Annotated in this window: 15 protein-coding genes; 9 read left to right on the top strand and 6 right to left on the bottom strand. The window is 63.3% G+C overall.

From position 1 onward, the window contains the following. Positions 1 to 18 precede the first annotated feature (18 nt). Positions 19 to 1,794 carry a tetratricopeptide repeat protein gene (locus NKJ11_RS02620; protein ID WP_352609415.1) on the top strand — a complete coding sequence of 592 codons (1,776 nt, stop codon included), beginning with the start codon at positions 19 to 21 and terminating at the stop codon, positions 1,792 to 1,794. A 78-nt stretch (positions 1,795 to 1,872) separates the two neighbouring features. Here the strand turns inward: NKJ11_RS02620 and NKJ11_RS02615 are convergent, their stop codons facing one another. Continuing rightward, on the bottom strand, positions 1,873 to 2,334 hold the full coding sequence (locus tag NKJ11_RS02615) for a GNAT family N-acetyltransferase (protein WP_352792661.1): 462 nt from the start codon (positions 2,332 to 2,334) through the stop codon (positions 1,873 to 1,875). 218 nt (positions 2,335 to 2,552) lie between these two features. On the opposite strand from NKJ11_RS02615, the gene NKJ11_RS02610 reads away from it, so the two are divergent. After that, complete coding sequence (locus NKJ11_RS02610; protein WP_206637984.1) at positions 2,553 to 3,473, top strand: glycine--tRNA ligase subunit alpha; 921 nt, start codon at positions 2,553 to 2,555, stop codon at positions 3,471 to 3,473. A 3-nt stretch (positions 3,474 to 3,476) separates the two neighbouring features. Here the strand turns inward: NKJ11_RS02610 and NKJ11_RS02605 are convergent, their stop codons facing one another. Beyond that, positions 3,477 to 3,653, bottom strand: a complete 177-nt coding sequence (locus NKJ11_RS02605; RefSeq protein WP_164781615.1) for a hypothetical protein — start codon at positions 3,651 to 3,653, stop codon at positions 3,477 to 3,479. 195 nt (positions 3,654 to 3,848) lie between these two features. Here NKJ11_RS02605 and glyS point away from each other — a divergent pair, with 195 nt between their 5' ends. Together glyS and NKJ11_RS02595 are read left to right on the top strand one after the other, a co-directional pair. After that, positions 3,849 to 6,224 carry a glycine--tRNA ligase subunit beta gene (glyS, locus tag NKJ11_RS02600; RefSeq protein ID WP_352792660.1) on the top strand — a complete coding sequence of 792 codons (2,376 nt, stop codon included), beginning with the start codon at positions 3,849 to 3,851 and terminating at the stop codon, positions 6,222 to 6,224. Between the two features lie 109 nt (positions 6,225 to 6,333). Further along, entirely contained in the window at positions 6,334 to 6,636 is a 303-nt protein-coding gene (locus NKJ11_RS02595) for an ATPase (protein ID WP_128302476.1), read from the top strand. A gap of 107 nt (positions 6,637 to 6,743) precedes the next feature. On the opposite strand, the gene NKJ11_RS02590 is transcribed toward NKJ11_RS02595, so the two are convergent. Further along, the gene (locus NKJ11_RS02590; RefSeq protein WP_023808652.1) at positions 6,744 to 7,133 is read right to left on the bottom strand and encodes a hypothetical protein; all 390 of its coding nucleotides are present in this window, start codon (positions 7,131 to 7,133) and stop codon (positions 6,744 to 6,746) included. A gap of 179 nt (positions 7,134 to 7,312) precedes the next feature. Beyond that, entirely contained in the window at positions 7,313 to 7,795 is a 483-nt protein-coding gene (locus tag NKJ11_RS02585) for a hypothetical protein (RefSeq protein WP_128302477.1), read from the bottom strand. 192 nt (positions 7,796 to 7,987) lie between these two features. Between NKJ11_RS02585 and NKJ11_RS02580 the strand changes: the two genes are divergently transcribed. From NKJ11_RS02580 to NKJ11_RS02570, 3 genes are all read left to right on the top strand, one after another. Further along, a complete protein-coding gene (locus NKJ11_RS02580) occupies positions 7,988 to 8,974 on the top strand; it encodes an L-threonylcarbamoyladenylate synthase (protein ID WP_352792659.1) in 987 nt (328 codons plus the stop codon). Beyond that, complete coding sequence (locus NKJ11_RS02575; protein WP_352609422.1) at positions 8,971 to 10,401, top strand: FAD-binding oxidoreductase; 1,431 nt, start codon at positions 8,971 to 8,973, stop codon at positions 10,399 to 10,401. The genes NKJ11_RS02580 and NKJ11_RS02575 overlap by 4 nt, the downstream gene beginning before the upstream one ends. 186 nt (positions 10,402 to 10,587) lie before the next feature. Then, on the top strand, positions 10,588 to 11,154 hold the full coding sequence (locus NKJ11_RS02570; protein WP_023808648.1) for a DUF6101 family protein: 567 nt from the start codon (positions 10,588 to 10,590) through the stop codon (positions 11,152 to 11,154). Between the two features lie 36 nt (positions 11,155 to 11,190). Here NKJ11_RS02570 and ubiA read toward each other — a convergent pair whose 3' ends face one another. Together ubiA and NKJ11_RS02560 are read right to left on the bottom strand one after the other, a co-directional pair. After that, the gene (gene ubiA, locus NKJ11_RS02565; RefSeq protein WP_023808647.1) at positions 11,191 to 12,174 is read right to left on the bottom strand and encodes a 4-hydroxybenzoate octaprenyltransferase; all 984 of its coding nucleotides are present in this window, start codon (positions 12,172 to 12,174) and stop codon (positions 11,191 to 11,193) included. 68 nt (positions 12,175 to 12,242) lie between these two features. Beyond that, positions 12,243 to 13,154, bottom strand: coding sequence for a LysR family transcriptional regulator (locus NKJ11_RS02560; RefSeq protein WP_352609424.1), 912 nt, complete (start codon positions 13,152 to 13,154; stop codon positions 12,243 to 12,245). Between the two features lie 89 nt (positions 13,155 to 13,243). On the opposite strand from NKJ11_RS02560, the gene NKJ11_RS02555 reads away from it, so the two are divergent. Next, a complete protein-coding gene (locus NKJ11_RS02555; RefSeq protein ID WP_352609426.1) occupies positions 13,244 to 14,059 on the top strand; it encodes a phytanoyl-CoA dioxygenase family protein in 816 nt (271 codons plus the stop codon). Positions 14,060 to 14,340: 281 nt separating this feature from the next. Beyond that, complete coding sequence (purD, locus tag NKJ11_RS02550; protein WP_023808644.1) at positions 14,341 to 15,618, top strand: phosphoribosylamine--glycine ligase; 1,278 nt, start codon at positions 14,341 to 14,343, stop codon at positions 15,616 to 15,618. The last annotated feature ends 5 nt before the right edge of the window (positions 15,619 to 15,623 follow it).

The following is a 15,623-nucleotide window of genomic DNA, read 5'->3' as shown; positions in this document are numbered from 1 at the left end:
CTGGCTGAAAGGGATACGATGCGGCAAGGATGTGCGCGCTGGCTGACAAGGCTGGCAATTGTGACAGGCATGGCGATCTCGGCTTTGCCGGCCTATGCCAAGCAGACCAGCGAACCGGTCAAGATCACGTCGTTTTCGGGCGCCTATCTGGCAGCCCGGATCGCCGAAGGCGATAACGACCTCGACAGCGCCATCGCCTACTACAAGCAAGCATTGGCCTTTGACCCGAGCGACACCGGCCTGCAGCAGAGCCTGATGCTGTCGCTGATCGCGCAAGGGCGCTTCGACGAGTCCCTGGTCTATGCCGACAAGCTCAAGGAAGTGCCTGACGTCGAGCGTTTCTCGCGGTTGGCGCTCGCCGTCGATTCCTTCCACAAGAAGGATTTCACCAAGGCGCAGTACTGGCTCAAGCTGTCGCTGGAATCCGATCTCGACCGGCTGATCTCCGGGGTGATGTCCGGCTGGGCGCAGCAAGGCGCCGGCGAGCCTGCCGATGCGATGGCGTCCATCGACAAGCTGCAGGGGCCGGATTGGTTCGGCCTGTTCAAGTCGTTCCACCGTGCCCTGATCGCTGATGCATCCGGCATGCCCGAAAAGGCCGAGGCGATCTATGCCGCGACCATGCAGGACACCGCCGCCGGTGGTGCCGCTCCCGAAACCTGGATGCGCAACGCCCAGGCTTACGCCTCGTTCCTGGCTCGCAAGGGCGACAAGACCAAGGCCCTGTCGGTGCTCGACCAGGCCGAGGCGTTTTCGCCGGGCAAGCTGGAAATCGTCGCCTTGCGCGACCGAATAGCAAAAGGCGACAAGATTGCGCCCCTGGTTGCCGGCCCATCCGATGGCGCCTCCGAAATCCTGCTCGACCTCGCCACCGCGCTCAACCGTGGCGGCGGCGAGCCCTTCGTCCGCCTCTATCTGCAATATGCGCTTGCTTTGAAGCCAGATAGCGACGCTGCCCTTGTGCAACTCGCCGCCGTGTCCGAGCAATTGAAGGACGGCGAAGGTGCCATCGCGCTCTATCGCCGGATTCCCGCCGCTTCGCCGCTGAAGGAGCTTTCGGACCTGCAACTCGGCCTCAATCTTGCCGACCTTGACCGTCACGAAGAAGCGATCACCCATCTGAAAGCCTTGGTCGACGCCCATCCCAATGACATGCGCGCCTATTTGGCGCTCGGTGGAGTCTATTCCTCGAAGGACGATTTCCGTTCGGCCGCCACTCTCTACGATAAGGCCGTCGAGGTGCTGAAGGCGCCGACCGCGGCCAACTGGAACATCTTCTACCAGCGCGGCATCGCCTATGAGCGCCTGAAGGAATGGCCCAAGGCCGAGCCGAACTTCCGCAAGGCGCTGGAACTGTTCCCCGACCAGCCGCAAGTGCTGAACTATCTCGGCTATTCCTGGGTCGACATGAACATGAACCTCAAGGAAGGCCTGGCGATGATTCAAAAGGCCGTCGACCTCAGGCCGAGCGACGGTTACATCGTCGATTCGCTGGGTTGGGCCTATTTCCGCCTCGGCAGGTTCGATGACGCGGTACGCGAAATGGAACGCGCCGTGTCGCTGAAGCCGGAAGATCCGGTTCTCAACGATCACCTCGGCGATGCCTACTGGCGCGTCGGTCGCAAGCTGGAAGCCACCTTCCAGTGGAACCAGGCTCGCGACCTGAAGCCGGATCCCGATGTGCTGGCCAACTTGCAGCAGAAGCTGATGAAGGGCCTGCCGCCGATCGAATCCAACACGGCGCAGGAGACCCCGAAGGTCAAGCCGGAGCCGGTGCCCGCCCCGAAGGGATGAAGTCAGCCATTTGAATTCAACGCAAACGGGGCTCTTTCGGAGTCCCGTTTTCGTTTGAACCGTATTCGGCTGGCTGCCTCAGAAGAGCTTGCGATAGACGACGAAGCCGGAGTGTTCGGCGACCTTGTCGTAAAGCTTCATCGCCGTGTGATTGGTCTCATGCGTCAGCCAGTATACCCGGCCTGAGCCGGCCGCCTGGGCGCGCTCATAGACGCCCTCGATCAGCGCCCGTCCGATGCCTTTGCCACGCGATGCCTGCGTGGTGAAAAGGTCCTGCAGGTAGCAATTGGGCGCAATCGCCGTGGTGCTGCGATGGAAGAGATAGTGCACGAGGCCGAGAAGCTGTCCCTCGCCTTCGGCCACCAGCGCGTGGACCGGCTCATAGGCATCGAAGAAACGAGACCATGTCATCTGGGTAATCTCACCCGGCAGGGCCGTTTCGCCCGAGCGGCCATAAAATGCATTGTAGCCGTCCCACAGCGGCAGCCATCGCTCGAAATCCTGTCGCGCGACAGGGCGGATGACGATCGGGCTGGGCATGGCTGAAACCTGTTGTCGTTGCTGCACAGGCAAACAGAGCGTAGGCCCGAGAGATGGGCAATGGGCCAGCCCCTGCAAAGCTTTCAACATTGTCCATAATGTCGGGGTGACGGCATCGGCGTGCCTTGCTTGACGCTTTGCTGCTGGGTCTCTAGGACGTGCCGGCAAGCTAGCCTGTGCTGTCGAGGCCACCCGTGACAATTGAAATCCCCGCCCATATGCATCCCAGCCGCTCGTTCCAGGGGCTGATCCTGACCTTGCACAACTACTGGGCGGCCTATGGCTGCGTCATCCTGCAACCCTATGACATGGAAGTCGGCGCCGGCACCTTTCATCCGGCAACGACGCTGCGCGCGCTCGGCCCAAAACGCTGGAACGCTGCCTATGTCCAACCCTCGCGTCGTCCCAAGGATGGCCGCTATGGCGAGAACCCGAACCGGCTGCAGCATTATTACCAGTACCAGGTGATCCTGAAGCCGAACCCGCCCAATTTGCAGGAGCTCTATCTCGGCTCGCTGGCGGCGATCGGCGTCGATCCGCTGCTGCACGACATCCGCTTCGTCGAGGATGATTGGGAAAGCCCGACGCTGGGCGCCTGGGGTCTCGGCTGGGAATGCTGGTGCGACGGCATGGAAGTCTCGCAGTTCACCTATTTCCAGCAGGTCTGCGGCATCGAATGCGCGCCTGTGGCCGGCGAACTCACCTACGGGCTGGAGCGGCTGGCCATGTATGTGCAGGGCGTCGACAATGTCTACGACCTCAATTTCAACGGCCGCGAAGGCGCCGACAAGGTCACCTATGGCGATGTCTTCCTGCAGGCCGAGCAGGAATATTCGCGCCACAATTTCGAATACGCCGACACGGCGATGCTTCTGCGCCACTTCGAGGACGCCGAGGCCGAGTGCAAGGCGCTGCTCGACGCCGGCGCGCCGGCATCGAACGACAATCTGCCGATGCACCGCATGGTTTTCCCGGCCTACGACCAGTGCATCAAGGCCAGCCATGTCTTCAACCTGCTCGACGCACGCGGCGTGATTTCGGTCACTGAGCGGCAGAGCTACATCCTGCGGGTGCGCAATCTGGCCAAGGCTTGCGGTGAGGCATTTTTGAAGACGCAGGCGGGTGGCTTGGCGGCCTGAGCTTCAGGCCCGCTTCATCATCTCGAGGGAAACGTTGATCGGCGGTACGGCCTGACCGCCGGCACCGTCGATGGTGCGCAATGCCTGCCGCACGCCCGGCATCGAGAAGGCGCCGTGAGCCTGCGCCGTGAAGCAGGCGCCGAGTGCGAGGATCTGCAGAAGTCTGGATGCCGTTTTCATGATCGTTGAGCCAAATGTTCCCTGCCTGAGCGTGGGTCGCTTCAGCGCTGCGTCCGGTTCATGGAAATCTTTGATCCAAGGACGGGTGGCGTGGTCTCGTCCCGACAGGGCGGTCAAAATTTGTGTAAAGGGTGACAGCAGCCAGCCGAGTTGCTATGCCCCGCCCGGACCACTCTCCCGCATGAGCTGACCCCGATGCCTGACCTGCTTCTAGAACTTCGCTCCGAGGAAATCCCTGCGCGCATGCAGCGCAAGGCGGCGGGTGATCTCAGGAAGATGCTGACCGACGGTTTGGTCGAGGCGGGACTGACCTATGAGGCGGCGCGCGAGTACTGGACGCCACGCCGGCTGACGCTCGATATCAGGGGTCTCACCGCACGCTCGAAGGATATAAGCGAAGAGATCAAGGGGCCTTCGACATCGGCGTCTGAACAGGCGGTCCAGGGTTTCCTGCGCAAGGCCGGACTTTCCTCGATCGCCGAGGCGCATGTCCATTCCGATCCGAAGAAAGGCGATTTTTATGTCGCCCACATTTCGAAGCCGGGCAGGGCGGCGGAGGAGATCATCGCCGAACTGGTGCCGGGCATCATCCGCAATTTTCCGTGGCCGAAATCGATGCGCTGGGGGCCGGCCTCGGCCAAGCCCGGTTCACTGCGCTGGGTACGGCCGCTGCAATCGATCCTGTGCACCTTCGGCCCGGAAACAGAGGAGCCTGTCGTGGTCGATTTCGAGATCGACGGCATCCGCTCCGGCAACATCACCTATGGCCACCGCTTCCATGCGCCTGATGCCATTACGGTGCGCCGCTTCGACGACTATGTCTCCAAGCTGGAAGCGGCCAAGGTCGTGCTCGATGCCGACCGGCGCAAGGAGATCATCCTTGCCGATGCCCGCAATCTCGCCTTCGCCAACGGGCTTGATCTGGTTGAGGACGAAGGGCTGCTGGAGGAAGTGTCCGGGCTGGTCGAATGGCCGGTCGTGCTGATGGGCGAGTTCGAGGAGGCATTCCTCGCCATTCCAGCCGAAGTGATCCGGCTGACCATTCGCGCCAACCAGAAATGCTTTGTGACGCGGCCGCAGGGTTTCGACGACGCGCTTTCCAATCGCTTCATCCTCACCGCCAATATCGAAGCGAGGGATGGCGGCAAGGAGATCGCCCACGGCAATGGCAAGGTGGTGCGCGCCCGCCTGTCCGATGCGCTCTATTTCTGGACGACCGACCAGGGCGACTTGCCTGACCTGCGTGAGCTCGAGGCATCGGCGGAAAAATTCGGGCTTGATCTCAAGAAGCCGCTCGACCAGCGCATGGCCCGCCTCGACCATCTCGGCGTGACTTTCCACGCCAAGCTCGGCACGCAAGGCGAACGGGTGGAGCGGATTGCGCGGCTTGCCGAGGAACTGGCGCCGATCATCGGCGCCGATCCGGCACTGGCGCGGCGCGCTGCCGTCTTGGCCAAGGCCGATCTCACCACCGAAGTCGTTGGCGAGTTCCCAGAACTGCAAGGCGCTATGGGTCGCAAATATGCGCTGCTTCAGGGCGAGCATGCATCGGTCGCCGCTGCAGCGGAGGAACACTACAAGCCGCAGGGCCCGTCCGATCGCGTACCGAGCGATCCAGTGTCGGTCGCTGTCGCGCTCGCCGACAAGCTCGATACGCTGGTCGGCTTTTGGGCGATCGATGAAAAGCCGACCGGGTCGAAGGATCCCTACGCACTGCGCAGAGCTGCTCTTGGGGTGGTGAGGCTGGTGCTGGATAACGAGACGCCGGTAAGCCTTCTTTCGATCGTAGCTGAACATCGAAGAATCATTGAAGACCAGATCGACCGCCGGCACGCTGAAGAGCAGGTCAAGTTGGGTGGCGACTATGTGAGTGCACGGGCGCACGCCGGCGACGGAAAGTCTGGGGATCGCGACCTCCTGGCCTTCTTCCACGATCGCCTAAAGGTCTACCTCCGCGATCAAGGCGCTCGGCACGACCTGATCGATGCGGTGCTGGCGACAGGTTCGCGCCCGATCTCCCCCCTAGAGAGGGAGATGTCGGCGAAGCCGACAGAGGGGGGCGCTGTCCCGCCGTCCTCTCAGCGCCAAGTACCCCCCTCTGCCCTGCCGGGCATCTCCCCCACAAGGGGGGAGATTGGCCAATCTCCCAATGACGACCTCCTGCAGATCGCCCGCCGCGTCGAAGCGCTCGGCTCCTTCCTCGACACAGACGATGGCAAAAACCTGCTCGCCGGCACCAAGCGTGCGGCCAACATTCTGGCCGCCGAGGAGAAGAAGAAAACGGTGGTCGCCGAAACCGTTGAGTCGGCACTCTTGCGCGAGGATGCCGAGAAATCGCTGTTTGCGGCGGTGAATCAGGCTGAGAAGCAAGCCGGCGAAGCGATTCAAAACGATGACTTTTCCGCCGCCTTGCTGGCGCTTAGCGTGTTGCGCGAACCGGTTGATTCATTCTTTGAGCATGTTCTTGTAAACGATGAGGATCAGGCGGTGCGTGCCAACCGCCTGGCGCTGCTCGCCTGCATCCGCGCGGCCACCGGCCAGGTCGCGGATTTCTCGAAGATCGCAGGTTAAGGCGAAGAAAATATTCTTTGCCGCCGGCCGTTCGAGCCGGCTTACAGTCATATGGCGATGATCTCTCCGTGGCAAAAGGGACATGTTCCCCAACCCCACGGAGGCTTCTATGAATTCCGATCACGACATCGAAGTGACAGAAGAAACCCCGGCTTCCGCCGAGGCGCTTGAATCCGCTTCCGAAACCATCCTCGATCATGCCGCCGCCGCAGCGGTCGAAGCCGCTGACCTGTCTGATGACGACGAAGACGGCGACGATGAAGATGGCGAAGAGTCCACCGAAACTGCCACGCTCTCGGATGACGACGAAGATGAAGACGACGAGGACGAAGACGAAGACGACGCCGAGGATAGCGTGAAGGCTGAAGGCGACGAGTCCGAAGAAGACGATGACAAGGAAAAAGCGGCCTGATTTTTTCAGCCGCCGGTTCCATCGATGGCAAGGCGGTGCTGAGGCGCCGCCTTTTCCTGTCAGTCGTCCCCGAAGCCGACTGTCAGCCGCCCCGGGCGACGGCCCGGTCAGTTCTCGAGAATGCTGACGCGCACGCTGTTTTCGTAGACATCGACCTGGATCAGCGGTTCGCCATTGACGATGGCGCGCTTGGTCGAGGAACTCATCGCGCCGCCGCGTTCCAGCATGCGTTGCAGGTCGGCGCGCTGGCCGTTGGTCCTGAACCAGCCATCACCCTCGTCGTCGCTGTCACGGCGGTGGAATTTGTGCCAGTTGGCGCGGTCCTGCCGCACCATCTGCGCGGCATTGTCCAGCGCATAGCCGTCACTCGCCTGATGGTCGCGATCGGAAATGCGCGCGACATAAGATCCCAGCATGTCGTCGGCGTGAGCTGCGACGACGCCAAGCAGTGACGCCAGCAGAAGGCCAGCCCCGGTTACGATTCCAGCTTTTCTCATGGTCCCCCCCTTTACCCCCTAGTGATGAAATCCCGTCTGCCAAAACCGCCTGGCGAAATACAGGCGATGGCGTCCTGCGGCTGACATAAACCGAAACGGGGTTTGCTTGGCAATGGTGCGCCGGTCGCCAGACCGCCGTCAAGTCACGCCATCGATGTCAGCCTGTCTTCAAGCCGGGGCTATTTGGTGTAGCCGTTGGGAGGCATGCGCTGACCTGCAGCCGGCGCCGGGGGACTCGGCGGGGTGGGTTGGTTCTCGGTCCCCGAAGGGGCTGCGGAGGCGGTGGCCGTTGCCGGCGCCGTGCCAGCGGCCGGCGCAGTACCTGTCGCTGGTGCAGCGGTTGGCGCCGGTGCCGGGAAGTCGGGACCGGTAACGCCGCCACGAATGACCATCGGGCCCGGCTGGAAGCCGTGCCCGGTCGCGGGCTTGTCCGGGATCGCCGCCACCTTTTCATCGGTGACGTCGGGCTGCGCTTCCCCTTTTGCCACCACCGACCGCGCATCGCTGGCGTTGACTGCATCGGCGGTTCCAGGCTGGTTGGGGGCGCCGATCCTGACGATCGATGGTGTGGAGGATGGCGTGCCTGGAAAAACCAGGGATGACGCCTGGGCTTCGCCGGCCGCAGCAGCAAGAATGATACCCAGCAAGATACGCGCAGACACTGATATCGCTCCCCTTTGCCCAGAAGCTGTTCGATAGCAGGCCGGAATTGATGCCGGCTTTCGTGGAAACATAGCATTTTAGGGATTGATAAATCGCCAATGCTCCTGCTCGCCAACAATCGGTTACCCAACAGCCGACTTGCCCAACGGCCGCCATCGTACTACGCACCCCGCATCTGTGAGGTGACGAGAGTGGCTGAAATACTTGGCTCGGGCGAGGCGCTGGAGCGGGCGCTGGCGCTGCTCAGGGAGGGCGATGTCGTCGCCATCCCGACGGAAACCGTCTACGGGCTGGCCGGCGACGCCACCAACGGCATCGGCGTGGCGCGCATCTTCGAGGCCAAGGGCCGGCCACGCTTCAACCCGCTGATTGCCCATGTCGCAGACATGGCGATGGCAGAGCGCCTCGCGATGTTCGATCCGCTGTCCAGGAAACTGGCGCTGGCATTCTGGCCAGGTCCGCTGACGCTGGTGCTGCCGCAACGGCCCGGCAACGGCATCCATCCGCTGGTCACCGCCGGGCTCGATACGATTGCCTTGCGCATGCCGAGGGGCTTTGGCGGCGACCTGATCGCCAGGCTCGGCCGCCCGCTTGCCGCGCCCAGCGCCAATTCATCCGGCAGGATCAGCGCGACGACCGCGCAAGCGGTGGCGGCCGATCTCGGCGCGCGGATAAAGCTGGTGGTCGATGGCGGGGCGACGCCGGTCGGGCTGGAATCGACGATTCTCAAGGCCGAGGGGGACAGATTGCGGCTGCTGAGGCCCGGCGGCATCGCCGCCGCGGAGATCGAGGCGGCCATCGGCATGGAATTGTTGCGCGGCGGCATCGCCGGTATCGAGGCGCCGGGCATGCTTGCCTCGCACTATGCGCCAGGTGCTGCGATGCGGCTCCATGCCGGCACGGTCGGCGAGGGCGAGGCTTTGCTCGGCTTCGGCAGCCAGAGGGCGCAAGGCTGGCGCCGCGCCGAAGCCTTCCTCAATTTATCCGAAACCGGGGACCTGCGCGAAGCGGCGAGCAATCTGTTCGCCTATATGCAGGAGCTCGACCGCAGCGGCGCGCGGACCATCGCCGTCGAGCCTATTCCCTTCGACGGGCTCGGCGAAGCGATCAACGATCGGCTGTCGCGTGCCGCCGCGCCTCGTGACATCCACAACCCGCAACATAGTTTTCCCCCATGACCGAAATCACAGAGACACTCGATCCCGCTCTCATAGATCGCTTCACGGCGATCGTCGGCGACAAATATGCACTGCGCGACGAGCGCGATATCGCGCCCTACCTCATTGAGCGACGGGGGCTCTGGCACGGCGCGACATCGTTGGTGCTGCGGCCGGGCAGCGTCGACGAAGTCAGCCGGATCATGCGGCTGGCGACCGAGACAGGCACGCCAATCGTGCCGCAAAGCGGTAACACCGGGTTGGTCGGTGCCCAGGTGCCGGACAGGTCCGGGCGCGAAATCGTCCTGTCGCTGTCGCGGCTGAACCGCATCCGTGAAATCGATGTCTTGTCCAACACGGTGACGGTCGAGGCCGGTGTCATCCTGCAGACGCTGCAGGAGGCGGCCGACGCCGCCGACCGGCTGTTCCCACTGTCGCTGGCCGCGCAAGGCTCCTGCCAGATCGGCGGCAATCTTTCCTCCAATGCCGGCGGCACCGGCGTGCTTGCCTATGGCAATGCGCGCGAACTCTGTCTCGGTGTCGAGGTGGTGCTGCCGACCGGCGAGGTGTTCGACGACCTGCGCAAGCTGAAGAAGGACAACACCGGCTACGATCTGAAAAACCTGTTCGTCGGTGCCGAAGGCACGCTCGGCGTCATCACCGCCGCCGTGCTCAAACTGTTCCCGAAGCCGAAGGGGCGCGAAGTCGCCTTCGCCGGCCTGTCGTCGCCAGAGGCAGCACTTTCGCTGTTCAGCCTGGCCATGGATCGTGCCGGGGCAGCACTCACCGCTTTCGAACTGATCGGCAAGCGGCCCTATGATTTCACGCTGGCGCATGCCCAGGGCGTGGTGCGGCCGCTGATCGAGGACTGGCCGTGGTACGTGCTGATGCAGATTTCGTCCGGTCGTTCATCGGAGGATTCGAGAGCCTTGATCGAGGACGTGCTTTCGGCCGGCCTTGAACAGGAATTCGTCGGCGACGCCGTCATTGCCGCGAGTCTCACGCAGGGCGATGCCTTCTGGAATTTCCGCGAGCTGCTGCCCGAGGCGCAGAAGCCGGAGGGCGCCTCGATCAAGCACGACATTTCGGTGCCTATTGCATCGATTCCGCGTTTCATCGCGGAGGCTGCCGGCGCCGTGGCGTCGGTGAGCGCCGGTGCCCGCGTCGTCTGCTTCGGCCATATGGGCGACGGCAATCTCCACTACAACATTTCGCGGCCCGTCGACGGCGACGATGAGGCGTTCCTCGCTCTCTATCATCCCATGAACAAGGCGGTGCACGATGTGGTGCGCAGCCTGCACGGTTCGATCTCGGCCGAGCACGGCATCGGCCAGTTGAAACGCGACGAACTGATCGCCACCGCGCCGCCGATGGCGATCGATCTGATGCGAAGGGTTAAGGCCGCTTTCGACCCGGCCGGCATCATGAATCCGGGTAAGGTTATCTGATCCTTTCGACATCTTGTGGCTGGTGGGATTCCGATAACCATCCCTGAGATCAGCAAAATTTAACCGACTTTCTTAAGCGGGGCGGTAAGGAGCCCGCGCTACTGTCTCCATACAAACGAGGCTGGAAAAACCGGCCCGGAGAGAACCGGACACCGGCTCTCAGGAGACAGACAGGAAGGCCACTCTATGAACACCGGACTGAAGCCAGTCTGGGCGGGACGCAACATGCGTCTCGACCCATTCCGCCTGCCGCAAGTGGTGAGCTACGCGACTCGCGACGACTACGGCGATGTAACCTTCACCATCGACCAGCGCGGCGCCGTGATCCGCCGCCTGCTCGAGATGAGCGGCCTGCCCGCGATCATCGTTCTGCCCGCCAATGCGTTCCGCGGCGTTGCCGCCCGCGCCATGGAAGACCCGGACGGCAATGTCACGGTGACCCTGGAACTCCTGCACAACGACCCGATGCTGTCGGTGCCGCTGCTTGTGGCCGACGATCTCGACGATGTCGCAGCCGACTGGCGCGCCTGGGCCGACGCTTACCGTCTGCCGATGCTGCTGATCGAATCGGACGGCGTCGCCCGCACCCTGGAAGAATCGCTCGGCGCCGCCATCAAGACGCTGCCGCCGCAGGATAGGCGCAAGGGGCGGATTTCGAACACGCGCCGCCCGCGTTTCCTCGCTCGCCGCAGAGCAGGCGCCCTCGGTCTCAGGCTGGTCATCGACGGCCAGGAGATTATTTCGCGCGACTGAGCATGATCCCGCTGGGAATGCTGAAACGGGAAGCCGCTAAACCAGCGGCTTCAGCGCCACCCACACAGCGCCGCCGATCAGGCCGAGGAAGATCAGCCAGCCGACCTGGTTGTTCGACCTGAACAGTCGCAGGCATTGGTCCGGATTGTCGATATCCAGAACCGCGATCTGCCGCGCCATATGGGCGCCGGCGGCAATCAGCCCGGCCAGCGCCACCACCGGCGCCTGCGCCGACGCGAAGGCGATCGCAAAACAGATCAGCGCGCCACCATAAAGCCCTGCCAGCCACGACTTGGTGTTGTCGCCGAACAAGCGTGCCGTCGAGCGCACGCCGACGATGGCGTCATCTTCCTTGTCCTGATGCGCGTAGATCGTGTCGTAGCCGATCACCCACAGGATCGAGCCGATATAAAGCATGATGGCAGGCCCATCGAGATCGCCGAACTCGACCGCCCATCCCATCAGCGCGCCCCAGGAAAAGGCAAGGCCAAGCACCAGTTGCGGCCAGTTGGTTATCCGCTTCATGAATGGATAGATGGCGATGACCGCCAGTGAGCAGATGCCGAGCAGGACGGCGAAGCTGTTGAACTGGATGAGCACGACGAGGCCGACCAGAGCCTGCAGGACGAGAAACAGCCATGCCCGCCGGCGGGTCGCCTTGCCCGACGGCAGCGGTCGCGAGCGCGTGCGCTCCACCTGGCTGTCGATGTCCTCGTCGACGAGGTCGTTGTAGGTGCAGCCGGCGCCACGCATGGCGATGGCCCCGACCAGGAAAAGCACGAGATACACTGGTGCCGGCAGCAGTGAGAGCAGCGGGTCGCCGGGACGCGGATAGGCGCTTGCCGCCAAGGCCGCCGACCACCAGCACGGCCACAGCAGCAGCTGCCAGCCTATCGGCCTGTCCCATCGGGCAAGCTGCGCATAGGGCCATATCGAGCGCGGCAGCACGCGGTAGACCCAATGGCCGTTCGGAGCATCGGCGACACGGCCCTGGGCCGCTTTCGACTGGATGTTTTCCATGTCCATGGAGTGGCAGCAGCGGCAGAAACCGTCAAGCGTCAAGCGGGAGAGTGGTGCACGTCAGCCTTTCACGAGGCAAAGATGTCGCGGGTGGCGAACCAGTCCCTGGCCACCTCGACGAAGGCCAGCGCTGCATTCGATACACGCTGATGCGTGTCATAGGTGAGCAGGATCCGCTGCATGGGCAGCGGATCGGATAGCGGCTTGCAGATCAGCGGCAGCCCGTCATAGCTGCGGTCGCCGTGCGGGCGGGTATAGCTGACCGCGACGCCGAAGCCGTTGGCGACCATGCTGCGCTGCAGTTCGAACGAGCTCGTCGTCATGTCGGCCGCTGGCGAAAGGCCGCGGCTGCGGAACAGGTCGAGCATGTGCTGCCAGCTGTGCGGCTGGTCCGTCGTGATCAGCGGATAGGCGGCAAGATCCGCAAGGCTGACCGACGGGCGATCCGCCAGGGCATGGCCCGCCGGCAACAGCGCATGCGGCCGAAGTTCGCGCAGCAGGATGCGGGCGAAATGCGTCGGCAGGCTGAGATCATAAGTCAGGCCGAGATCGATGGCCGCATCACCCAGCCGTCGTCCCAGGGTCTCGAACGTCTCGTCGCGAACGACGATTTTGACGGCTGGATGGCGTTCGGAGAAGGCGCGGATCAAAGCCGGCGCGAAGAAAGGCGCCAGATCCTCGAAGCATCCCAGCACCAACTCACCGCTGACAGCCGATTTGCTTGAACCCAGGCCGACGAGTTCGTCCGTTTCGGTGAGAACCTGCCTTGCCTTGGCCACGACGGCGCGGCCGAACGATGTCGGCGACACGCCGCTTCCGCGCTGGCGGACGAACAGCTTCTGGCCGAAATTCTTTTCGACCGCGTCGATCGCCACCGAAATCGACGGCTGAGAGACGTTCAGCATCTTTGCCGCGCCGGTGACGCTACCGTGACGCGCCACGGCAACCAGGTAGCGCAGCTGCGTCAGGGTCACGCTCATAGAGGCACTCTATATGTCAGATCGAAAGTTATTATTTTACCGAATGAATAGGTGTTGCGATAATGGCTTCATTCCAAGAGGAAAACGCCATGGCTTCCCAGACTGCCACCATCGACGCCACCATGATCGGCGCGTCCACGATTGCCGACTATCAGCGTGACGGCGCTGTCTGCATCCGCGGCGCCTTCAAGGGCTGGGTCGACACGATTGCCGCCGGCATCGAACGCAACATGCAGAACCGCAGCGCCACCGCATCCGACATCGCCAACGGCCGCGGCAGTTTCTTCGATGACTACTGCAACTGGGAGCGCATCCCCGAATTCGTCAGCTTGGTGCGGGACTCACCCGCCGCCGAACTGGCGGCGGCGGTGATGCAGTCGCGCACCGCGCAGTTCTTCCACGATCATGTGCTGGTCAAGGAACCCGGCACGCAGAAGCCGACGCCCTGGCATCAGGACATCCCCTACTATTTCGTCGATGGCCGGCAGACGGTGAGCTTCTGGATTCCCATCGACCCGGTGAAGGAAGCGACGCTGCGCCTGATCGCCGGCTCGCACAAATGGGACAAGATGATCCTGCCCGTGCGCTGGCTCGACGACAGCAACTTTTATGCCGGCGAGGGCGACTATCTGCCGGTGCCCGATCCCGACCAGGATCCGTCGATGAAGGTGCTCGAATGGGAAATGGAGCCGGGCGACGCCATCCTGTTCGACTTCAGGACCGCGCACGGCGCCCGTGGCAATATGACCGCGGCGCGGCGCCGGGCGCTGTCGCTGCGCTGGGTCGGTGACGATGCGCGCTATGTCGAGCGGCCGGGCCGCACCTCGCCGCCCTATCATGGCCATGGCATGCAGCCGGGACAGAGATTGCGCGAGGATTGGTTTCCGGTGGTCTACCAGGGCTGAGGCGGCAGCCAGAATATGAGCGCCGGTATTCGAGGCCCATATTCTGGCTGGGGTAACGTTCCCGTGCGCAATTCCGATCAAAACACCCTGATGCCTTGACCCGTCGCCCGGAGAGCAATAGCGGGTGCTCCAAGAGACTGTTTCGAAATTCGCGCTGGCGAGTCATATGGTGGTGGTTTCGAGAACCGTAGCGGAGCGGACATTTGGTCCGTGAGCAACGGAAGCGCAGAAAACGCCATCAGATGGCCGCCAGAGCAGAATTTCGGCATCAAGAGGTGGCCATGAACGTTCTTCTTCTGGGCTCCGGCGGCCGCGAACATGCGCTCGCCTGGAAGATTGCCGCATCACCGCTGCTGACAAAGCTCTATGCGGCTCCCGGCAATCCGGGCATCGGCAGCGAGGCTGAGCTGGTGAAGCTGGATTTAGCCGACCACGCCGCCGTGGCCGCGTTCTGCCGGGAGAAAAAAATCGACCTCGTGGTGGTCGGTCCGGAGGGGCCGCTGGTCGCCGGCATTGCCGACGATCTGCGCGCCGAAAATATCCGCGTCTTCGGTCCCTCCAAGGCTGCCGCACAGCTGGAAGGTTCGAAGGGATTCACCAAGGACCTCTGTGCCCGCTACGACATCCCGACTGCCGCCTATGGCCGCTTCAGTGATCTGGCCTCGGCCAAGGCATATGTCGAAAAGACCGGAGCGCCGATCGTCATCAAGGCCGACGGGCTCGCTGCCGGCAAGGGCGTCACCGTCGCCATGACGCTCAGTGAAGCACAGGCAGCACTCGATGCCTGCTTCGATGGTTCCTTCGGCGCTGCCGGCGCGGAAGTTGTGGTCGAGGAATTCATGACCGGCGAGGAGGCGAGCTTCTTCTGCCTCTGCGACGATAACACCGCGCTGCCCTTCGGCACCGCGCAGGACCACAAGCGCGTCGGCGATGGCGACACTGGCCCCAACACAGGCGGTATGGGCGCCTATTCGCCGGCCCCGGTGATGACGCCGGAACTGGTCGAGCGCACCATGCGCGAGATCATCGAGCCGACCATGCGCGGCATGGCCGAACTTGGCGCGCCGTTCTCCGGCGTGCTGTTTGCCGGGCTGATGATCACCGACAAGGGACCGAGGCTGATCGAATACAACACCCGTTTCGGCGACCCGGAATGCCAGGTGCTGATGATGCGGCTGAAGGACGATCTGCTGGTCCTGCTCAACGCGGCGACCGACGGCCAGCTTGCGCATACTTCGGTGCGCTGGCGCGACGAGGCGGCCTTGACCGTGGTGATGGCGGCGAGAGGCTATCCCGGAACACCGGAAAAAGGCTCGGTCATCCGCGGCGTCGAAGACGCGGCGAGCGACGGCGTCCAGATATTCCACGCCGGTACCGCCATCAATGGCGGCGCGCTGGTTGCCAATGGCGGCCGCGTCCTCAACGTGACGGCATCAGGCGCCACGGTCGGCGAGGCACAGAAACGAGCCTATGCCGCGCTTGACCGCATCGATTGGCCGGACGGGTTCTGCCGCCGCGATATCGGCTGGCAGGCCGTGGCGCGCGAACAGGGAACCTGAAGTTC

This window comes from Mesorhizobium sp. M0243 (genome assembly GCF_040321775.1).
In the GTDB taxonomy this organism is placed as follows: Bacteria; Pseudomonadota; Alphaproteobacteria; order Rhizobiales; family Rhizobiaceae; genus Mesorhizobium.
Note: the sequence above shows the minus strand (reverse complement) of the source record. Positions and strands in the feature narration are given on the sequence as shown.

Coding starts and splice junctions, on each gene's coding strand:
- NKJ11_RS02605 (WP_164781615.1), bottom strand. CDS start 3,653: ATGAAAACGGCATCCAGACTTCTGCAGATCCTCGCACTCGGCGCCTGC.
- NKJ11_RS02590 (WP_023808652.1), bottom strand. CDS start 7,133: ATGAGAAAAGCTGGAATCGTAACCGGGGCTGGCCTTCTGCTGGCGTCA.
- NKJ11_RS02575 (WP_352609422.1), top strand. CDS start 8,971: ATGACCGAAATCACAGAGACACTCGATCCCGCTCTCATAGATCGCTTC.
- NKJ11_RS02560 (WP_352609424.1), bottom strand. CDS start 13,154: ATGAGCGTGACCCTGACGCAGCTGCGCTACCTGGTTGCCGTGGCGCGT.
- NKJ11_RS02595 (WP_128302476.1), top strand. CDS start 6,334: ATGAATTCCGATCACGACATCGAAGTGACAGAAGAAACCCCGGCTTCC.
- NKJ11_RS02570 (WP_023808648.1), top strand. CDS start 10,588: ATGAACACCGGACTGAAGCCAGTCTGGGCGGGACGCAACATGCGTCTC.
- glyS (WP_352792660.1), top strand. CDS start 3,849: ATGCCTGACCTGCTTCTAGAACTTCGCTCCGAGGAAATCCCTGCGCGC.
- NKJ11_RS02615 (WP_352792661.1), bottom strand. CDS start 2,334: ATGCCCAGCCCGATCGTCATCCGCCCTGTCGCGCGACAGGATTTCGAG.
- NKJ11_RS02610 (WP_206637984.1), top strand. CDS start 2,553: ATGCATCCCAGCCGCTCGTTCCAGGGGCTGATCCTGACCTTGCACAAC.
- purD (WP_023808644.1), top strand. CDS start 14,341: ATGAACGTTCTTCTTCTGGGCTCCGGCGGCCGCGAACATGCGCTCGCC.
- ubiA (WP_023808647.1), bottom strand. CDS start 12,174: ATGGAAAACATCCAGTCGAAAGCGGCCCAGGGCCGTGTCGCCGATGCT.
- NKJ11_RS02555 (WP_352609426.1), top strand. CDS start 13,244: ATGGCTTCCCAGACTGCCACCATCGACGCCACCATGATCGGCGCGTCC.
- NKJ11_RS02620 (WP_352609415.1), top strand. CDS start 19: ATGCGGCAAGGATGTGCGCGCTGGCTGACAAGGCTGGCAATTGTGACA.